The following is a 26,097-nucleotide window of genomic DNA, read 5'->3' as shown; positions in this document are numbered from 1 at the left end:
GGGGTGAGGGTATTACTTCGCAGGAATCGCCTTCAGCAGTTCAGTCAGCAGCGTCCAGTAATGGCCAACGCTTTCGATATGAACCTGCTCATCCGGCGAGTGCGGACCGGTAATGGTTGGCCCGATAGACACCATATCCATATCCGGATACGGTTTCTTGAACAGACCACATTCCAGACCCGCGTGAATCACCTGAATGTTCGGCGTGCTGTTGAACAGACGCTGGTAGGTTTCGCGCACCAGCGCCATCACCGGAGAACTCGCATCCGGCTGCCAGCCCGGGTAGCTGCCTTTGGCAGAGGTTTTGGCTCCCGCCAGCGCGCCCAGAGATTCCAGCATGCTCACCACGTACTCTTTACCGCTGTCGATAAGCGAGCGGATCAGGCAGATGATTTCCGCGCTGTCGTCGCTCATGGTCACCACGCCCACGTTCAGGGAGGTTTCCACCACGCCTTTCGCCACGTCTGAGTTGCGGATCACGCCGTTTGGCGTTGCGTTCAGCAGCTGAACGAAGGTTTCACGAGACTGCGCGGTCAGGGCGGCTTTGTCCGTGGAGACGGATTCCAGCACCACGGTCAGGTTTTTCTCTTTCGCCGACAGTTCGTTTTTCAGGATATCCAGATATACGGTGGAGAGTTTTTTCAGCTCGTCGGCTTTTGCCGCCGGTACTGCCACGGTGGCGAAGGCTTCGCGTGGGATCGCGTTACGCAGGGTACCGCCGTTGAAGTCTACCAGACGCAGATCCAGCTCGGCCGCATGGCCTGCCAGGAATCGTGCCAGCAGCTTGTTGGCGTTACCCAGACCCAGATGAATATCACCGCCGGAGTGGCCGCCTTTCAGCCCTTTCAGCGTCAGCTTGAAGGTCTGGAAGCCCGCAGGAATCGCTTCGCGTGACAGCGGCAGAGTAGAGATGAAATCAATCCCGCCCGCGCAGCCCATGTAGATCTCACCTTCTTCTTCGGAGTCGGTGTTGATCAGGATGTCCGCCTGCAGCCAGTTCGCCTGCAGACCGAACGCGCCGTCCATGCCCGCTTCTTCGGTCATGGTCAGCAGCACTTCCAGTGGACCGTGCTCAACGCTATCGTCGGCCAGCACCGCCAGCGCAGAGGCCATACCGATGCCGTTATCCGCGCCCAGAGTGGTGCCGCGCGCTTTCACCCAGTCACCGTCGATGTACGGTTGAATCGGGTCTTTGGTGAAGTCGTGAACGGTATCGTTGTTCTTCTGTGGCACCATGTCCAGGTGCGCCTGCAGCACAACCGGTTTGCGATTTTCCATGCCTGCGGTAGCGGGTTTACGGATCAGAATGTTGCCAACCTGGTCGCGTTCAGCGTGCAGACCTTTTTCTTTCGCCCAACCCATAATATGTTCGGCAAGCTGTTCTTCATGGTAGGAAGGGTGAGGAATGGAGCAGATTTTGGCAAAAATATCCCACAGCGGCTGCGGAGATAATTGAGACAGTTCAGACACGATAAGTCTCCTTGTCGAGGCGCTGCAAATAGGGTTGCAGGCCACAGGGTTAGCAGGTTAATAGTTACCACAAGTCAGGCTTGCGAGATGAATCTGAGAATACCACTTTCTCTGCTGGCTGGTAGCATAAAGCATGTAAAAACTCAGGCAGAAGGCGCTGAACACTGGTTTTTAGTGCGTCAGATCTCTATAATCTCGCGCAACCTATTTCCCCCTCGAACACTTTTTAAGCCGTATAAAAACAGGCTGGGACACTTCACATGAGCGAAAAATACGTCGTCACCTGGGACATGTTGCAGATTCACGCACGCAAGCTGGCTGCGCGTCTGATGCCTTCCGAACAGTGGAAAGGCATTATTGCCGTCAGCCGTGGCGGTCTGGTACCGGGGGCGCTGCTGGCACGTGAGCTGGGTATTCGTCATGTCGATACCGTTTGCATCTCCAGCTATGACCACGACAACCAGCGTGAGCTGAAAGTGCTGAAACGCGCGGAAGGCGACGGTGAAGGCTTTATCGTTATCGACGATCTGGTGGACACCGGCGGTACCGCGGTCGCTATCCGCGAAATGTATCCGAAAGCACATTTCGTCACGATCTTCGCGAAGCCTGCTGGCCGCCCGCTTGTTGACGATTACGTCATTGATATCCCGCAGGATACCTGGATTGAACAGCCATGGGATATGGGCGTGGTCTTTGTGCCACCTATTTCAGGCCGTTAATACCCGCACGTAACTTTACACGCCCGGCTCTGTCGGGCGTTGTTCTTTTTGGCCTGTCACGCGTTACAATAGTCTTCATATGACGTATCCATGGAGGCAACGCAATGACGCAGGCGAATCTCACCGAGACTCTCTTCAAACCCCGTTTCAAACACCCTGAAACGTCGACGCTGGTGCGTCGCTTTAATCCGGGTATCCAGCCTGCCGTCCAGTCCGCGTTAGACGGTAAAAACGTGCCCCACTGGTATCGCATGATTAACCGCCTGATGTGGATCTGGCGCGGTATTGATCCGCGTGAAATCCTTGACGTGCAGGCGCGTATCGTCATGAGTGAGTCGGAGCGCACCGACAGCGAACTCTACGACACGGTGGTCGGCTACCGTGGTGGAAACTGGATCTACGAATGGTCTAAGCAGGCAATGCTCTGGCAGCAAAAAGCCAGCCAGGAAGAGGACGCCACGCGCAGCGGCAAGCACTGGCTCCATGCGGCCAATCTCTACGCCATTGCCGCCTACCCGCATTTAAAAGGTGATGAACTGGCTGAGCAGGCTCAGGCGCTGGCGAACCGAGCCTATGAAGAAGCGGCTCAACGCCTGCCGGGCCAGATGCGCGAACTGGAGTTCACCATTCCCGGGGGGACGTCCGTAACCGGGTTCCTGCATATGCCTGAAGGTGAAGGTCCGTTCCCGACCGTCCTTATGTGCGGAGGGCTGGATTCGCTGCAAATCGATTATTACAGCCTGTATGAGCGCTACTTCGCACCAAAAGGGATCGCGATGCTGACGCTGGATATGCCCTCAATCGGCTTCTCATCCAAATGGAAGCTGACCCAGGATTCCAGCCTGCTGCACCAGCATGCGCTAAAAGCGCTGGAAAACATTCCGTGGGTTGACCACACCCGCGTGGCGGCATTTGGCTTCCGCTTTGGCGCAAACGTCGCGGTGCGTCTGGCCTACCTTGAATCGTCTCGCCTGAAAGCCGTCGCCTGCCTGGGGCCGGTTGTTCACGCCCTGTTAAGCGATCCCGCACGCCAGGGGAGCGTGCCTGAGATGTACCTGGACGTACTGGCAAGCCGTCTTGGCATGCATGATGCATCAGACGAAGCGCTGCGCGTTGAGCTCAACCGTTACTCATTAAAAACGCAGGGGTTACTGGGGCGTCGCTGCCCAACGCCGATGCTGTCCGGTTTCTGGAAAAACGATCCGTTCAGTCCGGAAGAGGAGTCGCGCTTAATCACTTCGTCATCTGCCGATGGCAAATTGCTTGAAGTGCCGTTCAGCCCGGTCTATCAGAATTTCGACAAAGCGCTGAAAGAGATTACGCGCTGGATCGCCCAGAGAGTGTGTTAATAGATTGCTAAATTTCGCTGGTTTGGTAAAACAGTGGCTTCACAAAAGGAGATCGCAATGACGTTACCGAGTGGACACCCGAAAAGTAGGCTGATTAAGAAGTTTATGGCTCTCGGCCCGTATATTCGAGAAGAGCAGTGTGAAGAGAATCGCTTTTTTTTCGACTGCCTGGCTGTATGCGTCAACGTGAAGCCTGCACCCGAAAAACGTGAATTCTGGGGCTGGTGGATGGAAATGGAAGCAGAGGAAAAACGCTTTACGTATAGCTACCAGTTTGGCCTGTTTAATAAAGACGGCAACTGGCAGGCCACGACCATTAAAGATCAGGAAGTGATTGACCGCCTGGAATACACGCTTAAAGAGTTCCACGCTAAGGCAGGCGCGCTGCTGGCAACCCTGGATCTCAAGTTCGAGCCCGCGGATGACTTTTCCAGCGAAGCGGTGAAGCTGACAGCCTGATGGTGTTACAGCGCCGGGTGGCGGCTTCGCCTTACCCGGCCTATACAATGCACTATCCCGTAGGCCCGGTAAGCGCAGCGCCACCGGGCAAAAAAATCCCGGCACATCTGCCGGGATTTTCTTATTCGGAAAATATTAGAACTGGTAGGTCATGCCCAGGGCAACAATATCATCGCTGCTCACGCCCAGTTTATTATCGTCGTCAATCTGGTTGATTTTATAATCAACAAAGGCAGACATATTTTTGTTGAAGTAATAGGTCGCGCCGACATCAATGTATTTCACGATATCTTCATCGCCAATCCCTTCGATGTCTTTGCCTTTAGACTGAACATAACCCACGGATGGACGCAGACCAAAGTCAAACTGATACTGGGCGACTACTTCGAAGTTTTGCGCTTTATTTGCGAAACCGCCAGAAATAGGGGCCATATTACGGGTTTCAGAATAGATGGTGGCCAGATAAATATCGTTGGCATCATATTTCAGACCGGTTGCCCAGCCTTCCGCTTTATTACCTTCACCGCGAGCCAGCAGGTTCTGCGCGTTGGTGCGATCGGAGCTGGCATAAGCGCCGATTACAGAAAAATCGCTGCCGCCGAAGTCATAGCTCAGAGACGTACCAAAGCCGTCCCCGTTCTGCTTTTTCACGTCACGGTTTTCGTTTTTGCCCTGATATTGCAGGGTCATATCAAGGCCGTCCACCACGCCAAAGAAGTCGGTGTTACGATAGGTGGCAAGACCGGAGGCACGCTTGGTCATGAAGTTGTCGGTCTGTGCCAGACCGTCGCCGCCGAACTCAGGGAACATATCTGTCCAGGCGGCAACGTCATACAGCGCGCCCAGGTTACGTCCGTAATCCAGAGAGCCGAAGTCTTTCACTTTAATACCGGCAAATGCCAGACGCGTTTTCTGAGTAGAGTCGCTTTCGGCTTTGTTACCGGCAAACTCAGCTTCCCAGCGGCCATAGCCCGTCAGCTGATCGTTAATCTGAGTTTCGCCTTTAAAGCCGAAACGAACGTACGTCTGGTCACCATCTTTGGTGTCGTCATCGCTGATATAGTGCATGGCTTTCACTTTGCCGTACACGTCCAGTTTATTACCGTTTTTATTATAAACTTCAGCTGCGTGAACGGATGCAGAAGTAACCACGCCCATAACCACTAATGCCAGAGTGCTCTTTTTCATTTTCGATCCTGTCTTATAAACGCGCTAAAAAATTCGCTGGACGATAAGCTCATGCTTAAGTCCCGTGAAAAAACAGGAAGGGTTTTATCGTTCTGGAATGAAACTTTTATGACAAACTAAGAATAATTTTAAAAAACTGTGATTTATTATTTCGGTAATAAAAGTGTCAAATTCTCCCGCTACGCTTCCTGATCCCGCGCAACAAAGTGTTTCGCGATGTGCTAAGGCAGTTGGCAACGGGGCTGAGTCCTGTTAAAACGTTCGTTTGACATTACTTTCCCTTATCGTTGAACGGCAGAGAATCATGAGTGACAGCCAGACGCTGGTGGTAAAACTCGGTACCAGTGTGTTAACAGGCGGATCGCGCCGCCTAAATCGCGCCCACATTGTTGAGCTTGTACGTCAGTGCGCTCAGTTACATGCCGCAGGGCATCGTATTGTGATTGTGACCTCCGGGGCGATTGCCGCCGGGCGTGAACACCTGGGTTACCCCGAACTCCCCGCGACGATCGCCTCCAAACAGCTGCTGGCCGCCGTGGGGCAAAGCCGCCTTATTCAACTCTGGGAACAGCTGTTCTCCATCTATGGCATCCACGTCGGGCAGATGCTGCTGACGCGCGCGGATATGGAAGACCGTGAGCGCTTCCTCAACGCCCGCGATACCCTGCGCGCGCTGCTGGACAACAATATCGTTCCGGTTATTAACGAAAACGACGCCGTCGCCACCGCTGAAATTAAAGTGGGTGATAACGATAACCTCTCCGCGCTGGCCGCCATTCTGGCCGGTGCGGATAAATTGCTGCTTCTGACCGATCAGCAGGGGCTGTTTACTGCCGATCCGCGCTCCAACCCTGAAGCCGAGCTGATTACCGACGTTCACGGCATCGACGATGCGCTGCGCGCCATCGCCGGTGACAGCGTGTCCGGCCTCGGAACGGGCGGCATGGGAACCAAGCTGCAGGCCGCTGACGTGGCGTGCCGCGCCGGTATCGACACCATCATCGCAGCGGGCAGCCGCCCGGGCGTGATTGGTGACGTGATGGAAGGCCTCTCCGTCGGCACCCGCTTCCACGCCCAGGAATCTCCGCTGGAAAACCGCAAGCGCTGGATATTTGGCGCGCCGCCTGCGGGCGAACTCGTCGTGGATGAAGGGGCAACCGCCGCGATTCTGGAACGAGGAAGTTCATTACTTCCTAAAGGAATTAAAAGCGTGACAGGCAACTTCTCCCGTGGTGAAGTGATCCGCATCCGTAACCTCGAAGGTCGCGACATCGCCCACGGCGTCAGCCGCTATAACAGCGATGCCCTGCGCCGCATCGCGGGCCACCATTCGCAGCAGATCGACGCCATTCTGGGCTATGAATATGGCCCGGTTGCCGTCCACCGCGATGACATGATTATTCGTTAAGGAGCCAGAACATGCTGGAACAAATGGGCGCTGCCGCGAAGGCCGCCTCTTACAAACTGGCGCTCCTTTCCAGCCGCGAGAAAAACCGCGTGCTGGAAAAAATCGCTGATTATCTGGAATCGCAATCCGCTGAGATCCTGCGAGCCAACGAACAGGATTTAGCTGAGGCGCGTGAAAACGGCCTGAGCGAAGCGATGCTTGACCGCCTGGCGCTTACCCCGGCGCGCCTGAAAGGCATTGCCGACGATGTCCGCCAGGTCTGCAACCTGGCCGACCCGGTAGGGCAGGTGATAGACGGTGGGCTGCTCGACAGCGGTTTACGCCTGGAGCGCCGCCGCGTGCCGCTCGGCGTCATCGGCGTGATTTATGAAGCCCGTCCCAACGTGACGGTGGATGTTGCGTCTCTGTGCCTGAAAACCGGCAACGCCGCCATTCTGCGCGGTGGGAAAGAGACCTGGCGCACCAACGCCGCGACGGTGAAAGTCATCCAGCAGGCGCTGGAAGAGTGTGGCTTACCGGCGGGGGCCGTGCAGGCGATCGAGAGCCCGGACCGCGCGCTGGTCAACGAAATGCTGCGCATGGACAAATACATCGACATGCTGATCCCACGCGGCGGCGCGGGCCTGCACAAGCTGTGCCGCGAGCAGTCAACGATCCCGGTGATCACCGGCGGTATCGGCGTATGCCATATCGTGGTGGACGACAGCGCTGAGATTGCACCGGCGCTGAAGATTATCGTGAACGCGAAAACCCAGCGTCCAAGCACCTGTAACACCGTAGAAACGCTGCTGGTGCACCAGGGTATTGCGAGCACCTTCCTGCCAGCCCTGAGCAAACAGATGGCGGAGAGCGGCGTGACGCTGCACGCTGATGCTAACGCGCTCGCACTGCTGCAGGATGGCCCGGCAAACGTGGTTCCTGTAAAAGCGGAACAGTACGACGACGAGTTCCTGTCGCTGGATCTGAACGTGAAAATCGTGAGCGATCTCGACGACGCCATTGCGCACATCCGTGAACACGGCACGCAGCATTCTGACGCGATTCTGACGCGCACCCTGCGCAATGCCGATCGCTTCGTGAATGAGGTGGATTCCTCTGCGGTGTATGTGAATGCCTCCACCCGCTTCACCGACGGCGGCCAGTTTGGCCTTGGCGCCGAGGTGGCGGTCAGCACGCAGAAACTGCACGCGCGCGGTCCGATGGGGCTGGAAGCGCTGACCACCTACAAGTGGATCGGCTTCGGCGACGATACGATTCGTGCGTAAATAATCACGGGTGATGCAAAAATAGCCGTTTGATTCAAAAGGGCATTGACGCATCACCCGGATAGATCTAACCTTTTGCCCCGTGGTTACACTCGTAACCGGCCTCTCAGGGCCGATATAGCTCAGTTGGTAGAGCAGCGCATTCGTAATGCGAAGGTCGTAGGTTCGACTCCTATTATCGGCACCACTTTTTCAGACGCTTACCCCACATTCAAGTAAGTTACGTTCTTCCCTTGCGCCGTGCTTGAGAAATTCCGACCACTAATCGCGTCAATTTAGCACTCGTGTTCTGTCAAACGGCCAATTGATAGATAAGCGATTACCACTCAATCTTCAGAATATTAATGATATATTCAACCTATTGAGGCTTTTTTTTTATCTCTGCATTTACAACACCTCTTGTGGAGGTGGTCAGTAATAGTTTTTCGCTGTGAAATGAACCTAAGCATCTTTTCAGTGCGAAATTTGAGCAGTTATGTCCTTTTTAAAATACTATCAAAATCAGCGCTGCTTAGATCCGGGGTAGAGCACAGCATATCTCTGGCTAATGCCCGACGACGCTGAAGAAGTTCATCTAGCGTTTCTTCAAACGTCGTGATTTCTGAGTCCATTACCGTGGGATAATACACATACACATCCTTTGTCTGGCCGATACGGTAAGCGCGGTCTGTTGCCTGATCTTCTTTTGCCGGATTCCAACAGCGGGTGAAATGAATAACGTGGTTGGCTTTTTGGACATTAACCCCGAAACCAACAGCGACCGTGGAGAGGATAATCACACCAAAGCCGGGTTGTGCCTGGAAATCATCAATCAATCGTTGACGGCTATTCTGGCTCAGACTATTCGTGCTGGTATCCCCGTTAATGATTACCGGGCGGATGCCGAATCTCTGCTGAACTGCATGTTGGATCTCACGCTGAAGATCTCGCAGCTCCGTAAAGATAATCACTTTGTCTTTATTGGTGCGTTTAATTTCATCCAGCGTTTTCAACATCCAGTTAAGCTTTGGTGATTCTTCTCGATACCGAGGCTCCGGGTTAACGACTGCCGGATGTGCGCAAATGAGTTTAAGGCGATGTAATAACCCCAGCATTCCCGCACCTGACTGCTGAATGCCTTCATTAAGCGCCTGTTGTTTTTGCCAGTTTGCAATCGAAGAAAGATACAGTTGCTTCTGAGAGCCAGAAAAAGGAAGTCGCTTACAGCTGATTACTTCGATTTTTTGCGGCAAATCTCGCGCAACCTCTTCTTTGGTTCGGCGTAATGTCTGTGGTTCTATTAACGCTCGTAAGCGTTCAAGACGTCCTGTATCACGACCTGTTTCGTTCTCGATAGGGCGAACATAGTGTTTTCCAAATTCATTGAGTGCGCCTAATAAACCCGGCTGAGCAAAATCAAATAAGCTCCATAGGTCCACAAGTGTGTTTTCAACTGGTGTGCCGGTACAAGCTACTTTGAATCTTGCTTGTATCGCGTTGGCGGCATGAGTGATTAGTGCAGCCGGGTTCTTTATTTTTTGTGCCTCGTCGCACACCATAATGGACCAGGGCAGACGCCCCAGAGAAAACTCCTGATCGCGCAGCGTTTCATAGGTTGTGAGAATAATTTTCGCCTCGCCCTGCCAGCCGGGTTTGAGCAGATTTTTGATCCCTTGAGACTGTAGATGAGCAGGAATAGCCTGTTTCGGGTATTTCACGGCTTTAATGGTGTCACCATACAATTTCATCACAGGAATTCCGGCTGTATAGAAGAAATTGTCCAGTTCACGCTCCCAGTTATCCAGAAGAGAGACGGGGGCAACGATGAGGCTTGGTGGCTCGTCAGGAAATTTTTCAATGAACCAGACCAGAAAGCTCAGTATCTGCAGCGTTTTCCCAAGCCCCATATCATCCGCGAGCAGGCAACCTGCAGTTTCCTGAGGCGAACGAAGGAAAAGCTGCTGGAGCCAGGCCACACCTTCACGCTGATGGTCTTTGAGTCTGATATGTTCTTTCAGGCTCAGTGGAATTTCAGGTTCAACATGGCGTGCATTGAGGAGTGAATCTCGCCGCTGTTTAATGTAAACAGCTTCTTCAATATTCTGCTCAATTTTGAGCACGGCCCGGGCCGCTTTTTCAACAACGTTCCCCTCTGATTCATGAGCTGCATTTTGCTGTTTTTCCCAGTTCTTGCTGAAGATTTTCGCCGCATCCAATGGCAGTTCAGTCTCATTCCAGGGGGAGGTGATATGCGTTTCGCCAGTCGCTTCTGCCTGGGTGATTCTTTCCTGCAGTTCATCGAAATGTTGCAGGTTATCTGGTTGCCAGTCATCCAGGACTTCTACCGAAAATGCGGAAAAGTCGATCCCATCAGGGAGCCAGTTTTCACTTTGCGCTTTGGTCAGCCATGGCGAGGATATTTTTTCAAATTCACCAATGCCGATAACGCGATCGCCATATTTACCGAGATCAAGGACATCGGTAAATTCTTTACCTTCGACTTCCTGTTGCCAGCGCGACAACAGCGACTGGCAATCATGCCATTGCCGTTCAGTGAATTGACTTAGTTCCAGCTCGTAACCCTGCCAGGAACCAGCAGGCATTTGTGCGGCTACGCTGATTCCCACGGCCTCAACAAATTTTTCCAGTTCCCATGGAGCAGAAAAGGGGAATGTTACTTCAGGTTGCGGTATCGGTGAGACAGGCTCCAGCACCAGCGTAATCGTCTCTATCTTATTCTCATCATTGATATGGGGTTGAAGCCTGAAGTGATGAAAGAAAATACGGGCATCAAAAAGTGCCTGCTCATGTTCTTCTGGGGCAATAACACTGGCGGCATCTTCGCCCAGGAAAGTATAGGGATTGCGAACAAAGGAAAGCGCTTCACTACCGGCCACCCGACGGCCTGGGATTGCGTGTATTGAATTCAGAACGTCTTTCACTTCAGGTGGGATGATGACATGGCTGAGTTCCCCGTTTTCTCCGGGTATGCGGTAGCTATCGTGAACCTGAGCGTTCTTGTCAAAACTGCCGAGCCAGTTAGCGGGCTGATCTTCGAAGTGAGGCTCAATTTCGATGACGGCAGTATCAGCAATCGTTGCCTTTCGCAGGCGTAGAGACAAGGAAGTTGGTTTGATAACGTGCGTTTTTTCTAAGTAGTCATCAAATTTTGCGGCAGCTTGTTTCGCACATTTGCGAATAGCGGCCCATCCCAATTGGTTAGTGGTTTCGCCAGGCGCTTGAGCTTGCTGGGTACTAAGCTGCTCAACTGCCTTCAAGAGCGGCCAATTTTCCCGTGATAACAAATAATGTTGATTTTCATAAGTAATAATAGCGCCGGTACGATGGAAACGAATCGGCTCTCGCGCAGGCATCGAAGACCATTCCGCAATCCAGACGCGAAAATCACTGTCGCTTAATGCCCCACGTGAACTGAGGCTTGCGCGTAGTGGTAATACCTCTGGGACACCAATAAGAGGCAGACTGCTGGAATGCTCCTCGTTCTCCAGTAGCCGATACAATGCATCCCAGCTCAATAACCATCGGTCTGTTAGTGATATCAGATAATCTTCTTCAGCCAGTTGCTCGAGCCAGGATGCTAGCGCCCAGAGATCCGGGTCATCAACCAAGGATTGTTGAAAACTGAGTCCGTTTTCCTCAACCAGATACTGATTCTTCAGGTGGCGTTCTATCAGCTGACGGTTTCCCGTCAGTTTACTTAACAGACGTTTCAACATTATTTGATCCAGTAGCGATGAGGTTCTTTAGTCACGGGGGAGAAACCGAGTCGAAGCAACTCTCTTTCCGTTGTGTCGTCGGGGGCTTTGAGCTGTATAGAGAGCACGCCCCCTTTTTGTCGGTTATCGCTGACGATGCATGAAGCGTGTTCAACCAGGCGCTGTATGGCTGTATCCCGCAATGGGTTAATAATTTTGATGTCAGATACTGAGGCGGGTGAGGGCGCTTTTTTATCAACAAATTTAACGGGCTCTTCAGCCATCCAGCGGATACCCAACTGACGCAATTCATCGTCGTATTTCAGCATCCAGCCGGTGATGCGGGTTTTGTTATAGCCTTCAGCGCGTGGCATATGTTTGAGAGGATCCGGACATAATTCTCTGTCCTTTAATTGTATTTTTATATCAAGCGACTCAGATTCTGGATTAAATGGAGCCTGATTCACGCGGTAGTAATACATCGCGTTTCCCGTTCCAGAAAATTCAACAAAGATGTAATCGTTTATCTGCATGATCATAGCATTATCGAAACTACGCCCACCGCGCAGATGGCTCAGCCTTCCACGATTCTCCTCGCGGAATTTCACAAAGTCGCTGCTACGATCGTGCCAGGCATCTGGCCCCATCACGATACGGGTGAATCCCATCTGATTCGCGAAACGTAGCCAATAATGCAGCCTTGCCTGATCGACATCGCCGTTCCCGCGTAGTAGCTCAAAGAAGTGCATCAGGTCCTGTTTTGCTAACCAGCCCCGCACCATCGCCGCGACGGGTTCAGAAACATACTGATGCCACTTATTCTGTTGGCTTTTGAGCTGCGGGTTATCCCAGTATTCAAGGGCGGCCTGTTTAAGGGCTGAATGCGCTTGATCGCGATAGGTTGAATGGTAATAGCGAGTCAGCGTTGCCGTCATAATATCATCACGAAAACGTACCCACTGCGCGGCCAGGCTCAATAACCAGTTGATTTTGTCCAGGTATTGAGGATCGTCCAGAGTATCAAGCTGCGCCAGCAGCACCGTGAAAATACGCTTCCACAACCAGCTGCTGTCGGGAATTTGCGCTATTTTCTCTAATGATGATAAAGAGTTACTCTCACCGGAAAGTAGCTGTTGGGATATCACACCGCCAGCCTGAGGCGTAAAAATGTCATGGTAAAACTCAATGGTTTTCATCCACGATTTTTCTCTGCGGATAGCGGCTTTTACCACGTAGTATCCATGGGCGATATGACTTCGCAGTACGCACCAGTGTGGGTTTATTTCTGGCGATTCGTTTTTGTAGGCAAAATAACTTGAACAAAGCGCCGCCCAGTCCTTCCGCTTAAGTGTCCTGGATTGAATCTGTTTTTTGATAGCGCTGTCGACACGGGGGAAGAAAGTATCATCTTCCAGCAATACTGGGCGGTCAGGGTAGAGCGGATCTGTATCGGCTAGGCCATAAAATACCATCCGCCACTCACGTTCTGTCAGCTCTTCTGCAAGACGAAAACGACGCAGGGCTGCAAGCCGCATTTCATGTGGCGGTGTCGGTATTTTTTCTGCTTTATCAAACCGTTTTTCCATCTCGCGGCCCGCGGAAGCCAATGCCTGGAAATCGTTACGGAGGTAACTGTCATCCTGCTGGCTGGAAGACAGCTTCGCTGCAATACGCTGCGATAGAGAACTCAGCGCGGGCGTCATTGCGGCATTACCAGCTGGCAAACTTCTTTATTCACAACTGGTGGGAAATCCACCTCGTCTGCAGTAGCATGCTTATCTTTCAGCCCGAAGAATTGCATACGCAACTCGACGCGGCGGCTGGCTTCTTTGCTCTCTTTCGCGTTATTAAACGAGACGCCCCCTGCCAGGAAAAGCTTACGAATCTGGATTTGCTGTTCTGCAGAAATGCTTTTTTGCAGAGGACTGCGGCTGTCAAGCAAACTGCACATGACCCACTCAGAACGCTGCAGGGAGAGGTGCAGATTATAAAGATACGAACCGTCGGTGTCGGTAAAACCTTCAATGACGATTTGCTTAAACCACTTTTTGCCTTCCTCACTGTCGGAGGCTTCAAGTACAAGTGGAACCACATCCTGTAATGCCTTTTGTCCTTCGGCATTCAGGAAAAATCGGTTGTGATCGAAACGCCCAGCTTCACCAAAGCTGATGCGGTTATCGTGGCAATCCACCACGATGGTTTTGTTTACACTGCGTGCATGCAGCTCCAGGCGCTCACATAATCTGGCGATATCCTGTCCCCTGACTTTTTCCCCTTGCTCCGCGCGTTGAATTCGTTGTGTAACAGAGCTTAACGACGCGACCATCACCACCAGAAATAACACCATCATGGCGGTCATCAGATCGGCGTAAGAAATCCAGAAGGGCTTCTCAGCTTCATCACTGCGGCGCTTTTTAACGCCAAATGCATTCCCAAACATCAGCTGTCATCCCCTCAGGCACGCACGCGAGACAGAACATCATCAAGCTCGCTGACGCTTTCACCGATCTGTTCGACGGATCCCGCAAGCAGAGTAGAGGCTTTCGCCATTTCGACGTCCAGTTTGCCCAGCGTCTTATCGAGACTGTGTGAAACACCTTCTGAGAAGTCTTCAAAGCCTTTCCCAAGCACATCGCTGACATTTTCCATAAAGGTCTGCGCTTCGCGGTTATAGCTCTGCAAGCGCTCACCGTGCTGCTTCAGATCGGTGATGAACTGACTACGGGTGGTTTGTTCTGACTGGGTATTTGCTGCGAGCAATTCGAGCATGGCAATGGATTTACTGATGGCTTCGCGATTGTTACGATAATCGGCCACTACTGAAGCGAGTTCGCTGGTAGCAAGGGAGAGCGATGAACCTGCAGTTTGCGCTTTATTCAATATGTCAGCGGTCAGGTGATTCGCTTCCGACACCTTATCTCCTGCGTGTTCAAAACGCTCGGCGGCAACACGCATTTTATCCGCGCCATTTTGCATATCCTGAATCTGTCGGTTGGTCTGTTCTGCGAGTTTGTTCAGCGTTTCGGTGGTTCCCTGATGCTGGCTGGCAACGGTTTCAATCAACTGTTTGATCTGATCGTCTACTTCACTCATCACACGCTGGGTCTGTTCGTGCAGGGATTGCTGATTAGCCTGCTGGTTCGCTGATATCTGTTGCTGACCCTTATCTATCTGGCCAAACAGACTGCCCAACTGCTCCCCGAGAGCCTCGACAGAAGCCGCCATTTTTTCCATAGTGGCGCTTTGTCCCTGCTGCACTGAGTTCTGAATGGCTTCAATAAAGGCGGACATATGTTCTGCCTGCGCTTTTTCTCGCGCTTCGCTGTCGGCAAACATTTTCTCAAGCTGCCGTGCCATCCGTTCACCGGCGCCTTCACCCTCAGCACCAATTTTCGCGACAGAGGCTTGTAAGCTCGTCAGCATGTCATTCATACCAGCCTGCATCGCCTTTTGCCCGAATTTCATTTCAGAGAGAAGCTGTTCAATCAGCTGTGCACTTCCCTGACGGGAATCGTCGCTGAGCTGACGCATATCCTGTAGCAGGGCGGAGAACCCGCTTTGCATCGTCTGGATAGCGCCAACGGTTTGTCCCATCATTTCGTTGAGGTTCGTAAATTGCTGACCAAAGGTGGTATCAAGCTTTGCCATAAATGCGGTCAGCACATCTTGCAGCATGTTCTGTACCATGCCGCTTTGATCGCCGCTGGCGGTCTGTACAGCGCCTGCAATTTTATCCAGCGGTGACTTCAGGCTGTTTTCGATTGCGCCGCTAACCTGGTCGGCAAATTGCGCGCCTGATTCGCGATAGGTGTTACTCAATGTATTCGCGAGGCGTTCATTTTCAACTTTCTGGCTTTCGGCGAGATGCAGCAGCATGTCACGAAGATCGGTAACCAGGCTCTCTTTCAGGTGGCGTGCCTGGGTTGCGCTTTCGTTGCTGGATTTCACCAGCGAGGCGAGGTATTCCTCACCCACGCCGCTAACGTACAACTTGTCGATCGCAGCGGTAAATTTTTCGAGATACTTATAGCATTTGGCGATGGACAGTTTTTCCAGCCAGGTGACGAAAATAGAGGCGGCAATAGCCACGGCAGAACCAAGGAATGCGTACAACACATCGTGCAGCAAATTATTGACGCTGCTGGTAACCTGTTCTGGAGTACTGGGGTCGAAGTGGTTAAGGCCAATCATCAGGCCGTAAAACGTACCGATAATCCCCACGCCGGTCAAAATACCGGGCAGGTGTTTGAAGAATTCAGTATTGAGTGGAATATCGACTAGCTGTTGCTCTGAGAAGTAGCTCGAGCTTGGCGCCGTGGCACGAATGCGGACGATTTTTTCTTCCCCACCTTCCAGTTCACTCTGCGGGTGTAACGACTCTTCAAACTCATTCCACGCGTGTTTGAGTTCAGGGCGCTTAAACAGATTTTGAAGATGGGCAAGCTGTTCCTCTGGGGAACTGTTTTCAATGCTATTAATTGACAGGGTGTATTTTTTCAGGCTGTTAACAATTTTAATGGCCCGAAATAAATAAAAGAAAATAAAGCAGGCAACGGCCAGGCCAACGATGCTGATTACGGTGAAGGGCACATTAAGGGGCTCTACAGATGTAAGCGTCACTAAAAATGAATTAAGCCAGGACATATTTTTACCCGTTGAATATATTAATCAGCATTTAAATTACCATCGACAACAATTTGATTACCTTTAATCAAAATTTGTTTGTTGTGACAGCCATCGCCACGCCGCAATCCGCAAACAACCCCGACCACTCAGGGGATGAACGGCGCAAGCAGGGAGATTTGATGGAACGGCGGTTTAGTTTCCTATTATTTAGCGATCAAAAGCAAATTTCTTTACGTTGTCTCGTTTGTAATCATGAATGCTCCAGGTGTCATTTTGCGAACTGAATCAAGGATTTTCATGAACAGCGCTGAACAATGGTTCCTGTATGAACTGAATGGGACAACATCCCATTTGAAGCAACCCTAAGATCGCCAACAGATACAGAACCTCCATAATTCAAATAAAATGATACCTACGCCATACAAAGAGATTTCTCGCGCATCAGGCTTCCCCCGCCCCTCCCAACAAACCATCACACATATCCTGCAACTCATTAAACATCCTTGCCACATGAAAACCATCGCACACCGAATGATGGACCTGCACCGCGAGCGGCAGCAGCACTTTTCCATCCTGCTCGTAGTACTTTCCAAAGGTGAACATCGGCGAAAAGAAGTTCTTCATATGAGCAATGTTCATATTAAAGTTAGTAAACGTTACCCATGGAATCGATGAAACGAAAAAGACATTTTCCCGTGACTCTCCCTTAGGCCAGTAAGACAGGTTATTGCCATAGCGGGCCGTATCTTCTGCATACGTCTTCTGAAAGTGGTGAATGTTGCCATCGTAATGGCTCCACAAGGACGAAAACGTCTCCGTTTCAGGATGGAAAATGGTATAGCTCGGGTGAATTTCATTCCATATAACAAGCTCATTGTCCTTCATGGCCATACGGAACTCAGAATGCCTGTTCATGATTTTAGACAGGAGAAAAATAATCGTTGGGTAAAACTTCCAGCCGACCTCTTTAATATGTTTTCGCAGCGCGGTGATGTCTATCAGAACCGTTTGGTTAATTGTGCACTCGGCAAACGACTGGAATACCTCAAAATGCTCCTTCCTGGCCCAACGAGATAAATCAACAGGCGTATATTCCGGGACTGCGTTTTTCATTTGTTAACCTTTGATTCGCTATCACAATAATAGTGTTGGGCCAGAAAAAACCGCAACACCATTTCAACCGTATCTAATCTTGCTGTCAATCGCAGGTTGGGGTTTTCCGAACAGGTATCCCTGGACCAGATCGCAGCCAAGCGCCTGAAGGCGTTCAAGCTGCGCTTCGGTTTCAACGCCTTCTGCAATGACGCTCATATTGAGGCTCTTGGCCATACCGGTAATCAATTTAACGATATTAAGCGCATCGTCTTGCGTGGATATCGGATTCACAAAGGATTTGTCGATTTTGATTTTATCAAAATTGAGTTCACTCAGCCTGGAGAGCGACGAATACCCCGTCCCGAAATCATCGATGGAAATTTTGACACCCAGCGATCGGAGCTTTTTGAGGATCGTGATCGGCATATTGCTGTCACTGAACAGTGAAGACTCTGTCACCTCCAGCTCGAGTCGGCTAGCCGGTAACCCTGTCTCTTTCAGGATAGTCTGCACCATCGTGGTAAATGATTTATTACCCAATTGAATAGGGGAAACGTTCACCGAGATCCTCGCCGGAACCGCCCAGGACACCGCTTCCCGGCAGGCTAGCTCCAGCACGATTTTGCCGATCGCATTAATCATCCCGGTTTTTTCAGCGACAGAAATAAAGTAATCAGGCGACAGCATCCCTTTTACCGGGTGCATCCAGCGAATAAGTGCCTCATAGCCGTAAATGTCATTGCTGAACGAATCAACAATAGGCTGGTAATAGACAACAAACTCATTGTGATCGAGCGCCAGGGCCATATCATGTTCAAGGGTTCTGCTTTCCTGCAACTTTTGCAGCATCCACTGACGGAAGACTTTAATCTGCTGTGAACCCTCTTTTTTGGCTTCGTAGAGGGCCAGATCGGCAAATTTATACAGGTAATCAGAGCGTCGTTCGTTATCAGATAAAACGATACCCACACAGGTGGCAATTTTTATCAGCTGGTTATTAATGGTGTAGGGCTGGCCGATCCGATCGCTGATTTCCTTGGCACGCGAAACGGCAGCGGTTTCCGTCAGTCCGCTGGAGAGAAGGGCGAACTCGTCTCCGCCCAAACGGTAAAACGTATCCGTGGCGCTGCTCATTGAGGTCAGTCGTCGGGATACCTGATTCAACAGCAAATCGCCCGTGTCATGGCCATAGGTATCGTTGACCTCTTTGAAGCGGTCTAAATCAAAAAGCATCACCGTGACGGGAGTATGGTTTTTATCCGCCTGAAGATTAATTTTGTTAAGATCGTCCCAGAAGAACAGGCGGTTTTTCATACCGGTGAGGGAATCATGATAAACATCATATTCCAGCTTGGCGTTTTGAAGCTGCAGCGTTTCTTTTGATACCTGAAGCTCGTCAGCAAGGCTTTTCACCTGCATGTGTGCTTTGAGAATATTTTTATTCTGGTAGATCATTAAGAAACCAAGGATGAAGCTTAATATTACCAGGAGTAACGAAAGTGCCGAATAAATATAATAAAGGATTTGTATTTTGTTATTTGATTCATTAACTGTATTAATGTCTTTTGTTAATGCTGTGGCAGAAAGCTGGCTAAGCGGTGCATCAAGATCATGCATATCTTTCAGGTATGCCTGTAACTCCGTATGCGTCATTTTTTCAAGATGGCTGTCCAGATAGGCCAGTATCTTTTCTAAGCGTAAAGCAATTTCTTGATGCGTTTTATCGCTGTCAATGTAGCGACCCAGGTCGCCTCCTTTCATTAAATCGCTCTGGCTGAGCATAATTTCAAGACGCATGCGGACCTGGTCTATCGTAACGTCATCGGTATCGGTTGCGTATAGACCAAGCCATGATTCAAAACGGTAATACTCTGATACCAGTTGTGCCACGGACCAGGACTCGGTGTATTGAGTCAGTTTTTGCAATTCCTGCTGACGATCGTAAACAAGGTATGCAATATATCCTGTCGTGATAAAAAGAGAAAAAATGATACCAACCAGTATCCTGTTCATTATGTTCTCCTGAACGGCTACTCAATCTTCATTTTGCTAACCTGCCATGCCGATCGCGAGTAATAAATCTGATTATTCAACTCAGGAAGACTGTCATAGGGGTAAACAATAAATGAGGGGCCTTTATCGCGAATGCGCATATATTCGCCATTGACTTTTAGGGCCAGTATGGCGTTGTATTTTTTAAAGTCACTGAGCGGGATCACGGTAGAGTAATCGTTGAGCGCAATCACATTCACGTTTGTTCCTTTTGCGCCCACATAATCCATGAGCTTACTCATGGGGACACCCTCAAACTTAGTGCGGCCATTATACCAGGGGGATGTCGTCTCGAAACTCACCATGCCCAGTTTTTCAAGGCTGGCGAGATCAAACACTGCTTTTCCCTCTTCGTTGGTATTTTCTATATTACCGTAAATCGTCAAAATAGGTTTTCCAACGGGCTTTGGCAGTTCACCTGCCCAGGCTAAACTCTGTACCAAACAGCATGCCAGCATTAGGATTATTCGCATCTTAGCCTCCACTTTTTAACAGAAGTATATGAATTATAATTTAGTTATCCTACTAGTTTATATATTTTGTTAAGCAGTCGTGGTTTTAGCGCCTTTTCTTTGTTAAACTCATTAAAATCAATAAGTTGATTGTTTTGAGTTATCGCGTATGTGTGAGTTAAATGAGTCCTCACTTTTTTAAGGCCAGCGAAGGAACGGTAATAGCGTTTCTTTCGCTTAAAAAATGTTCGCTTGCTACCGCCTGTGGTGAAAATGCACAGGCGAGTGGGCACAGAAAGGACAAATCGACTTAAAATATGCGATCGCCTTCCTTGATGGTTTTTTTAAATCTGAACATTACATAGGGACTGCTTTTATTCTGCTGGGGATTCGTTTATCGGGCTAACCTGCCTCCAGCATCCCAAAACTCACGATCCTCGCCCGGCCCAGCTCTTTCGCCCGGTACAAGGCCACATCCGCAGCGCGCAGCAGGTTGTCATTCTGAGCATGCTCTGGATAGCTGGCGATACCAACCGAGACGTCCACCGGCCCAATCTCGGTAAGCCCGTAACGAAGCGACAGATCGTGCACGCCGTCGTAAATCTTCTGCGCACAGGCGTGGGCCTCTGCTTCATCGGCGCCGGGAAGCAGGACCAGAAACTCCTCCCCCCCGTAACGGAATGCCAGACCGCTGTCATGCATCGCCCTCTGAACAATTGACGCCACGCTTTTGATCACCTGATCCCCCGCCTCATGGCCGAAGCGGTCATTAATCGTCTTGAAGTGGTCGATATCGATCATCAGGCAGCTAACCGGTTCATCGTTACGCATGGCCTGCGACAGCTGGGTTTGCAGGGTATCTTCCAGATGATGGCGGTTACGCAGGCCGGTGAGCGGGTCAAACAGGGCTTTTTCGAGCAACGCGTCGCGCAGACGCTGGTTGGCCAGCGCCAGCCCGAGCGCTTCGGCCATCAGTTCCAGATACGCGCGGGAAGGGGCATTGTCCGCCGTGATATTCTGGAAGGAGAGCAGGCCAATAGCCTCCCCCTGGGCGATAAGCGGCACGCACAGCGCACTTTCGGCCTGGGATGCCGGAAGATGGTAGCAGGCGATATCGGGTTCTCCGTTCACCGGAGGATGGCTCTGACCGCGCCGCACGGCCCAGCACTCGTCAGGGTGGAACGTGGTTTCTTCACCGATCGGCGAAAGCCATTGTGCGACGCAGCGCATCTGCCACGGATCGCGGTCGAGCACGTAGAGCCGGCCCGCTATCCCCGGCGCGATATTCGGCGCAAACAGCTCCGCCACGTTAATCACATCGTTCACGTTCTCACACCCCTGCAGCCGCTGGGTCATGCGCGCCAGCAGCTCGCGGATGGCCCAGTCGGCATCGCGCTCTTTTTCCAGACGCTGGCGCGCAAGGCCGTTTTCACGGAATATGCGGATGGCCTGCGCCATATCGCCGATCTCATCAATCTGGTTGAAGTTGGGCGTTTCCACCGCGTAGTCCTGGGATGCAAGACGATGCACCACGTCGCTCAGGCGCACCACGGGGCGCAGCACGCGGCGTTTTAAGATAAAGCCAAGCACAAACAGGAACAGCAGGGCGGTCAGGCCGACCATCAGTTCAGAGGCCGTCCGCAGCGCTTTCGATTTTTTTGTCGCCTCCTGAACGGAGGCGATGACGCGCTTGTCGAGTATCTGACGAAAACGATCGATCTGGTTTTGCGCGCGCTCCAGCTCCTTCTCGTACGGTGCGCCATAGAGCAGGGCAACGGCCTGCGCGTCTTCCCCTTGCTCAATGCTGTTCAACGCGGTTTGTTGTTCGTCCTGCAGCTCATCGATGATTTTTATCCCTTCACGCAGCAGGGAGAGCTCATCATCCGATGCGCCGTAATCGCGCAATTTTTCCAGCCGTATCTCAATATTCTTCAGGCCACTCTCTGACTGACCGTATTCCTTTAACGTTTGGGGATCTTTTTTGATGACGTAAAGGCGCGCTAAATCGGACTGTGCCCATGCGTCAGTCTCGACATCTTCCGTAAGCCGATCGAATCGCTGGCGTTGTTCAACGGCGTTACGCTCTGCCGTGTCAGCATTGGATGCCAACAGCATGATGATGCCGGAGGCGAGGGTCAGGCAGACCGTGGCACCATAGGCCCAGTTTGTTATCGTCGCGATTCGCACCAGATGATCCTTTTACGACATGAGTAGGATGGCGTTCTTCAAATTATAGAAAACGTTTGATTTAAGTCGAAAAAAAAGGCGGCACGGTGCCGCCTGGTGTGTTCTTTATCGTCACGCTCTTACAAATCTGGAGGATTTCTTCCTTCTTCAATGAAGTCGGGATCCAGCTCTTCGGCGTTTCCGGCGTGATCGCGTCCCGAGAAGAGGTTCCAGCAGGCGATAAACAGCGCGGCAATCAGCGGCCCAATGACAAAGCCGTTAATGCCGTACAGCTCCATGCCGCCGAGGGTGGAGATCAGAATCAGGTAGTCCGGCATTTTGGTGTCTTTACCCACCAGCAGCGGACGCAGGATATTGTCCACCAGCCCGACGACGATCACGAAGAACCCGACGATGAACAGCCCCTGCCAGATTTGGTGCGTGGCGAACAGGAAGATAGCGGCGGGCACCCAGACGATCGCCGAGCCGATGGCGGGCACCAGGGAGAGGAATGCCATCAATGCGCCCCAGAGCACGCTGCCGTCAATACCCGCAATAGCAAACGCGATCCCGCCGAGGACGCCCTGAACCACGGCCACCGCCGCCGTGCCTTTTACCGTGGCGCGCGAGACGCCGACAAATTTGGCGAACAGATGCTGCTTGGCGAAATCAGACAGCGGCAGGGAGTCAAGGATCTGGCGCACCAGATAGGGGCCGTCTTTCAGCAGGAAGAACAGCAGATACAGCATGATGCCGAAGCTAATCGCAAAGCCAAACGTTCCTTTGCCGATCAGGAACGCGCTGCCCGCCAGATACTGCCCGCCCTGAAGAGCGACGTCGGAGAGTTTTTTCTGGATTTGCGCCGCGTTGTTCAGGTTGTGATCCGCCAGGAAGCCGCTGGCCCAGTCCGGCAGGTGGTTGAAGATGCTCGCCACCACTTCCGGGAACTGGGTGTTGTTCTCCTGAAGCTTCGTGTAAACCACGTTCAGCTCAATGGCGAGCGAGGAGAGGATCACCATCAGCGGGATGAAGACGATCAGGCAGATAATGCCAATGGTTAACAGCGAGGCCAGCCCGTTGCGATCCCCCAGCGCGGTGCGCAGCCTGTTTTTTACCGGGTTGAAAATGACGGTCAGAATCGCGGCCCACAGTATCGCGGAGAAGTAGGGCGACAGCACGTCGAAGAAGGCCCAGGTCACAAGGGCGAGAATAAAGATAAAGAAACCTTTGGTCAGTCCGTTAAAGCGCATCAGTCAGTCCTGGTTACTGGTAAACTGTCTCGACTATAGAACTGATTCTGAGAATTACCAACCCTCGCGCCGGGCGGCGGCTGCGGCTTACCCGGCCTCGGGACAGTATTGTGGTATGAATCCGCTATTCACGGATACCACTTTCGACTGAACGAAGTTCGCCCTCTTCCGCACCATGCTGTAAGTATCTGCCTGCGGAGGTGCTTATGGCCTGGCGTCCGATTCTCTACGTGATCCTCACCACCCACCCCAGACTCAGCGCGCGGCGCGCCCGTTTGCGTCTGGTCATCTAGCTTTTTATTAACAATCGCGGTATAACACACCTTCTTTGGATGTTTAGATGTCCATACGTATAGAAGGTAATATGCAAACACAACAAGAAAATGGGCAGCTTAAGCGCACCATGAAAACACGCCACCTGATTATGCTCTCGCTGGGCGGCGTGATTGGGACAGGGTTATTCTTCAATACCGGATACATCATTTCCACGACCGGGGCGGCGGGCACGCTGCTGGCGTACCTGATCGGCGCGCTGGTGGTCTGGCTGGTGATGCAGTGTCTGGGCGAGCTTTCCGTGGCGATGCCGGAAACCGGCGCGTTCCACGTCTATGCTGCCCGCTATCTTGGCCCGGCGACGGGCTACGCCGTGGCGTGGCTCTACTGGCTTACCTGGACGGTGGCGCTCGGGTCGAGCTTTACCGCCGCAGGCTTCTGCATGCAGTACTGGTTCCCGCAGGTGCCCGTCTGGGCGTGGTGCGTGGTCTTCTGCGTGGTGATTTTTGGCCTCAACGTCATCTCAACGCGCTTCTTTGCGGAAGGCGAATTCTGGTTCTCCCTGGTGAAAGTCATCACCATCATTGCCTTTATTATTCTTGGCGGCGCGGCGGTCTTTGGCTTTATCCCGATGCAGGACGGTTCGCCCGCGCCGGGCTTAAGCAACATCACCGCCGAGGGCTGGTTCCCGCACGGCGGCCTGCCGATTCTGATGACCATGGTGGCGGTGAACTTTGCCTTCTCCGGCACCGAGCTTATCGGCATTGCGGCGGGCGAAACGGAAAACCCGCACAAGGTGATTCCGGTGGCGATCCGCACCACCATCGCGCGCCTCATTATCTTCTTTATCGGCACCGTGTTTGTGCTGGCGGCGCTGATCCCGATGCAGCAGGCAGGGGTGGAAAAGAGCCCGTTCGTGCTGGTGTTTGAAAAGGTCGGTATTCCTTACGCGGCAGATATCTTTAACTTCGTGATCCTGACGGCGATCCTTTCGGCAGCGAACTCCGGGCTGTATGCCTCCGGGCGCATGCTGTGGTCGCTCTCGAATGAGAAAACGCTGCCGCGCTGCTTTGCCCGGGTGAATAAAAACGGCGTGCCGCTGACGGCGCTCTCGGTGTCCATGCTCGGCGGCGTGCTGGCGCTGTTCTCGAGCGTTATCGCGCCGGATACGGTGTTTGTCGCGCTCTCGGCGATTTCCGGCTTTGCGGTAGTGGCGGTCTGGATCAGCATCTGCGCATCACACTTTGTCTTCCGCCGTCGTCATCTGCAGTCCGGCCAGCCGCTCTCTGCGCTGCAGTACCGGGCGCCGTGGTATCCGCTGGTGCCGGTGCTTGGGTTTATCCTCTGCGTGGTGGCCTGCGTCGGCCTGTGGTTTGACCCCAGCCAGCGCATTGCCCTTTATTGTGGGATTCCGTTTGTCGCCCTGTGTTATGGTGCCTACTACCTGACCCGAAATATGACATCGCAGGAGCCTGAACATGTCGCAGAATAATCCGCTTACCGCCATCCTTGAAAAACAGCCGTTTGTGGTGCTGGATGGCGCAATGGCGACGGAGCTGGAAGCGCGCGGGTGTAACCTTGCAGACAGCCTCTGGTCTGCCAAAGTGCTTATGGAAAACCCGGAGCTTATCCGCGAAGTGCACCTCGATTACTACCGCGCAGGGGCGCAGGTGGCGATTACCGCCAGCTATCAGGCCACGCCGGCGGGCTTCGCGGCCCGCGGGCTGGACGAGGCGCAGTCTCGTGCGCTGGTTGGAAAAAGCGTGGAGCTGGCGCGTAAGGCGCGCGAAGCGTATCTGGCTGAAAATCCGCAGGCGGGGACGCTGCTGGTGGCGGGGTCCGTGGGGCCGTACGGCGCATATCTGGCGGATGGCTCGGAGTATCGCGGCGACTACGTGCGCGGCACCGAGGAGTTTACCGCCTTCCACCGCCCGCGCGTGGAAGCGCTGCTGGACGCGGGCGCTGACCTGCTGGCCTGCGAAACGCTGCCGTCTTTTGCAGAGATTAAGGCGCTGGCGGCCCTTCTGGCGGAGTATCCCCGCGCCCGGGCGTGGTTCTCCTTTACCCTGCGGGACAGCGAGCACCTGAGCGACGGTACGCCGCTGCGCGAGGTGGTCAGCGCGCTGGCAAACTCGCCGCACATTGTCGCGCTGGGCATCAACTGCATCGCGCTGGAAAACACCACCGCGGCGCTGAAGCACCTGCAAAGCCTGACGGCGCTGCCGCTGGTGGTCTACCCCAACTCGGGCGAGCACTATGACGCGGTGACCAAAACCTGGCACCACCACGGCGAAGCGTGCGAGACGCTGGCAGGGTATCTGCCCCAGTGGCTGGACGCCGGAGCGAAGCTGATTGGCGGCTGCTGCCGCACCACGCCGAAGGACATTGCTGAGCTGAACGCGCAGCGCTGAGATCTTTGCCGGGTGGCGGCTGCGCCTTACCCGGCCTACGTGAGGGGTTCGTGCGCTGATGCCCTCACCCTGACCCTCTCCCACGGGGCTGAGGAATGCCCACAAATAATACCTGCACGGACAACCCCCTCTCCCTTGAGGGTGTACAGTCCGGGGACATAGTGAACACTTGTTCGGGGACATGGTAGACACTTACAACTTAGGCATAAGAACCCGCTA

General features: G+C 52.7%; 18 protein-coding genes and 1 tRNA gene. 8 read left to right on the top strand and 11 right to left on the bottom strand.

Going from position 1 to position 26,097, the window contains the following annotated elements:
* Positions 1-12: 12 nt before the first annotated feature.
* Positions 13-1,470, bottom strand: coding sequence for a cytosol nonspecific dipeptidase (gene pepD / locus L6R44_RS21360; RefSeq protein WP_237425360.1), 1,458 nt, complete (start codon positions 1,468-1,470; stop codon positions 13-15).
* 260 nt (positions 1,471-1,730) lie between these two features.
* Here pepD and gpt point away from each other — a divergent pair, with 260 nt between their 5' ends.
* From gpt to crl, 3 genes are all read left to right on the top strand, one after another.
* Positions 1,731-2,189: a xanthine phosphoribosyltransferase gene (gene gpt, locus L6R44_RS21355; RefSeq protein WP_003863205.1), complete on the top strand. Its 459-nt coding sequence runs from the start codon at positions 1,731-1,733 to the stop codon at positions 2,187-2,189.
* A 104-nt stretch (positions 2,190-2,293) separates the two neighbouring features.
* The gene (frsA, locus tag L6R44_RS21350) at positions 2,294-3,538 is read left to right on the top strand and encodes an esterase FrsA (RefSeq protein ID WP_237425359.1); all 1,245 of its coding nucleotides are present in this window, start codon (positions 2,294-2,296) and stop codon (positions 3,536-3,538) included.
* Between the two features lie 57 nt (positions 3,539-3,595).
* Positions 3,596-3,997, top strand: a complete 402-nt coding sequence (gene crl / locus L6R44_RS21345; protein ID WP_237425358.1) for a sigma factor-binding protein Crl — start codon at positions 3,596-3,598, stop codon at positions 3,995-3,997.
* A gap of 135 nt (positions 3,998-4,132) precedes the next feature.
* On the opposite strand, the gene phoE is transcribed toward crl, so the two are convergent.
* Positions 4,133-5,185, bottom strand: coding sequence for a phosphoporin PhoE (gene phoE, locus L6R44_RS21340; RefSeq protein WP_032638328.1), 1,053 nt, complete (start codon positions 5,183-5,185; stop codon positions 4,133-4,135).
* A gap of 304 nt (positions 5,186-5,489) precedes the next feature.
* Between phoE and proB the strand changes: the two genes are divergently transcribed.
* The 3 genes from proB (at position 5,490) to L6R44_RS21325 (ending at position 8,045) form a co-directional block, all read left to right on the top strand.
* Positions 5,490-6,593 (top strand): glutamate 5-kinase, encoded by a 1,104-nt coding sequence (proB, locus tag L6R44_RS21335; RefSeq protein WP_028017715.1) that lies wholly within the window; start codon positions 5,490-5,492, stop codon positions 6,591-6,593.
* 11 nt (positions 6,594-6,604) lie between these two features.
* The gene (gene proA / locus L6R44_RS21330; protein WP_032638331.1) at positions 6,605-7,858 is read left to right on the top strand and encodes a glutamate-5-semialdehyde dehydrogenase; all 1,254 of its coding nucleotides are present in this window, start codon (positions 6,605-6,607) and stop codon (positions 7,856-7,858) included.
* A gap of 111 nt (positions 7,859-7,969) precedes the next feature.
* A tRNA-Thr gene (locus tag L6R44_RS21325) sits at positions 7,970-8,045 on the top strand.
* A 286-nt stretch (positions 8,046-8,331) separates the two neighbouring features.
* Here L6R44_RS21325 and zorD read toward each other — a convergent pair.
* The 9 genes from zorD to L6R44_RS21280 all read right to left on the bottom strand — a co-directional run bounded on the left by zorD (position 8,332) and on the right by L6R44_RS21280 (position 23,194).
* Positions 8,332-11,574 (bottom strand): type I Zorya anti-phage system protein ZorD, encoded by a 3,243-nt coding sequence (zorD, locus tag L6R44_RS21320; protein WP_237425357.1) that lies wholly within the window; start codon positions 11,572-11,574, stop codon positions 8,332-8,334.
* Positions 11,574-13,256, bottom strand: a complete 1,683-nt coding sequence (gene zorC, locus L6R44_RS21315) for a type I Zorya anti-phage system protein ZorC (protein ID WP_237425356.1) — start codon at positions 13,254-13,256, stop codon at positions 11,574-11,576. The genes zorD and zorC overlap by 1 nt, the downstream gene beginning before the upstream one ends.
* On the bottom strand, positions 13,253-13,993 hold the full coding sequence (gene zorB1 / locus L6R44_RS21310; RefSeq protein ID WP_237425355.1) for a type I Zorya anti-phage system protein ZorB1: 741 nt from the start codon (positions 13,991-13,993) through the stop codon (positions 13,253-13,255). Before zorB1 ends, zorC begins: the two co-directional genes overlap by 4 nt.
* 14 nt (positions 13,994-14,007) lie before the next feature.
* Positions 14,008-16,197, bottom strand: a complete 2,190-nt coding sequence (gene zorA1, locus L6R44_RS21305) for a type I Zorya anti-phage system protein ZorA1 (protein WP_237425354.1) — start codon at positions 16,195-16,197, stop codon at positions 14,008-14,010.
* A gap of 423 nt (positions 16,198-16,620) precedes the next feature.
* Entirely contained in the window at positions 16,621-17,292 is a 672-nt protein-coding gene (gene catA, locus L6R44_RS21300) for a type A chloramphenicol O-acetyltransferase (protein ID WP_237425353.1), read from the bottom strand.
* Positions 17,293-17,355: 63 nt separating this feature from the next.
* Positions 17,356-19,287 carry a putative bifunctional diguanylate cyclase/phosphodiesterase gene (locus tag L6R44_RS21295; protein WP_032638371.1) on the bottom strand — a complete coding sequence of 644 codons (1,932 nt, stop codon included), beginning with the start codon at positions 19,285-19,287 and terminating at the stop codon, positions 17,356-17,358.
* A 17-nt stretch (positions 19,288-19,304) separates the two neighbouring features.
* On the bottom strand, positions 19,305-19,799 hold the full coding sequence (locus L6R44_RS21290; RefSeq protein ID WP_032638373.1) for a molybdopterin-dependent oxidoreductase: 495 nt from the start codon (positions 19,797-19,799) through the stop codon (positions 19,305-19,307).
* 381 nt (positions 19,800-20,180) lie between these two features.
* Complete coding sequence (locus tag L6R44_RS21285) at positions 20,181-21,965, bottom strand: diguanylate cyclase (RefSeq protein WP_237425352.1); 1,785 nt, start codon at positions 21,963-21,965, stop codon at positions 20,181-20,183.
* 119 nt (positions 21,966-22,084) lie between these two features.
* Positions 22,085-23,194: an AI-2E family transporter gene (locus L6R44_RS21280; protein ID WP_237425351.1), complete on the bottom strand. Its 1,110-nt coding sequence runs from the start codon at positions 23,192-23,194 to the stop codon at positions 22,085-22,087.
* 364 nt (positions 23,195-23,558) lie between these two features.
* Here L6R44_RS21280 and mmuP point away from each other — a divergent pair, with 364 nt between their 5' ends.
* Positions 23,559-24,959: an S-methylmethionine permease gene (mmuP, locus tag L6R44_RS21275; RefSeq protein ID WP_237425350.1), complete on the top strand. Its 1,401-nt coding sequence runs from the start codon at positions 23,559-23,561 to the stop codon at positions 24,957-24,959.
* Complete coding sequence (gene mmuM, locus L6R44_RS21270) at positions 24,946-25,878, top strand: homocysteine S-methyltransferase (protein WP_032638380.1); 933 nt, start codon at positions 24,946-24,948, stop codon at positions 25,876-25,878. The genes mmuP and mmuM overlap by 14 nt, the downstream gene beginning before the upstream one ends.
* Positions 25,879-26,097: the final 219 nt, after the last annotated feature.

Source organism: Enterobacter cloacae complex sp. ECC445 (genome assembly GCF_021892025.1).
Taxonomy (GTDB): domain Bacteria; phylum Pseudomonadota; class Gammaproteobacteria; order Enterobacterales; family Enterobacteriaceae; genus Enterobacter; species Enterobacter chengduensis.
This window is presented reverse-complemented; position numbering and strand designations above follow the sequence as displayed.

Bases quoted from the DNA above. Each gene is read 5' to 3' on its own strand.
- gpt (WP_003863205.1), top strand. From the start codon at position 1,731: ATGAGCGAAAAATACGTCGTCACCTGGGACATGTTGCAGATTCACGCA.
- frsA (WP_237425359.1), top strand. From the start codon at position 2,294: ATGACGCAGGCGAATCTCACCGAGACTCTCTTCAAACCCCGTTTCAAA.
- crl (WP_237425358.1), top strand. From the start codon at position 3,596: ATGACGTTACCGAGTGGACACCCGAAAAGTAGGCTGATTAAGAAGTTT.
- phoE (WP_032638328.1), bottom strand. From the start codon at position 5,185: ATGAAAAAGAGCACTCTGGCATTAGTGGTTATGGGCGTGGTTACTTCT.
- proB (WP_028017715.1), top strand. From the start codon at position 5,490: ATGAGTGACAGCCAGACGCTGGTGGTAAAACTCGGTACCAGTGTGTTA.
- proA (WP_032638331.1), top strand. From the start codon at position 6,605: ATGCTGGAACAAATGGGCGCTGCCGCGAAGGCCGCCTCTTACAAACTG.
- zorD (WP_237425357.1), bottom strand. From the start codon at position 11,574: ATGTTGAAACGTCTGTTAAGTAAACTGACGGGAAACCGTCAGCTGATA.
- zorC (WP_237425356.1), bottom strand. From the start codon at position 13,256: ATGACGCCCGCGCTGAGTTCTCTATCGCAGCGTATTGCAGCGAAGCTG.
- zorB1 (WP_237425355.1), bottom strand. From the start codon at position 13,993: ATGTTTGGGAATGCATTTGGCGTTAAAAAGCGCCGCAGTGATGAAGCT.
- zorA1 (WP_237425354.1), bottom strand. From the start codon at position 16,197: ATGTCCTGGCTTAATTCATTTTTAGTGACGCTTACATCTGTAGAGCCC.
- catA (WP_237425353.1), bottom strand. From the start codon at position 17,292: ATGAAAAACGCAGTCCCGGAATATACGCCTGTTGATTTATCTCGTTGG.
- L6R44_RS21295 (WP_032638371.1), bottom strand. From the start codon at position 19,287: ATGAACAGGATACTGGTTGGTATCATTTTTTCTCTTTTTATCACGACA.
- L6R44_RS21290 (WP_032638373.1), bottom strand. From the start codon at position 19,799: ATGCGAATAATCCTAATGCTGGCATGCTGTTTGGTACAGAGTTTAGCC.
- L6R44_RS21280 (WP_237425351.1), bottom strand. From the start codon at position 23,194: ATGCGCTTTAACGGACTGACCAAAGGTTTCTTTATCTTTATTCTCGCC.
- mmuP (WP_237425350.1), top strand. From the start codon at position 23,559: ATGCAAACACAACAAGAAAATGGGCAGCTTAAGCGCACCATGAAAACA.
- mmuM (WP_032638380.1), top strand. From the start codon at position 24,946: ATGTCGCAGAATAATCCGCTTACCGCCATCCTTGAAAAACAGCCGTTT.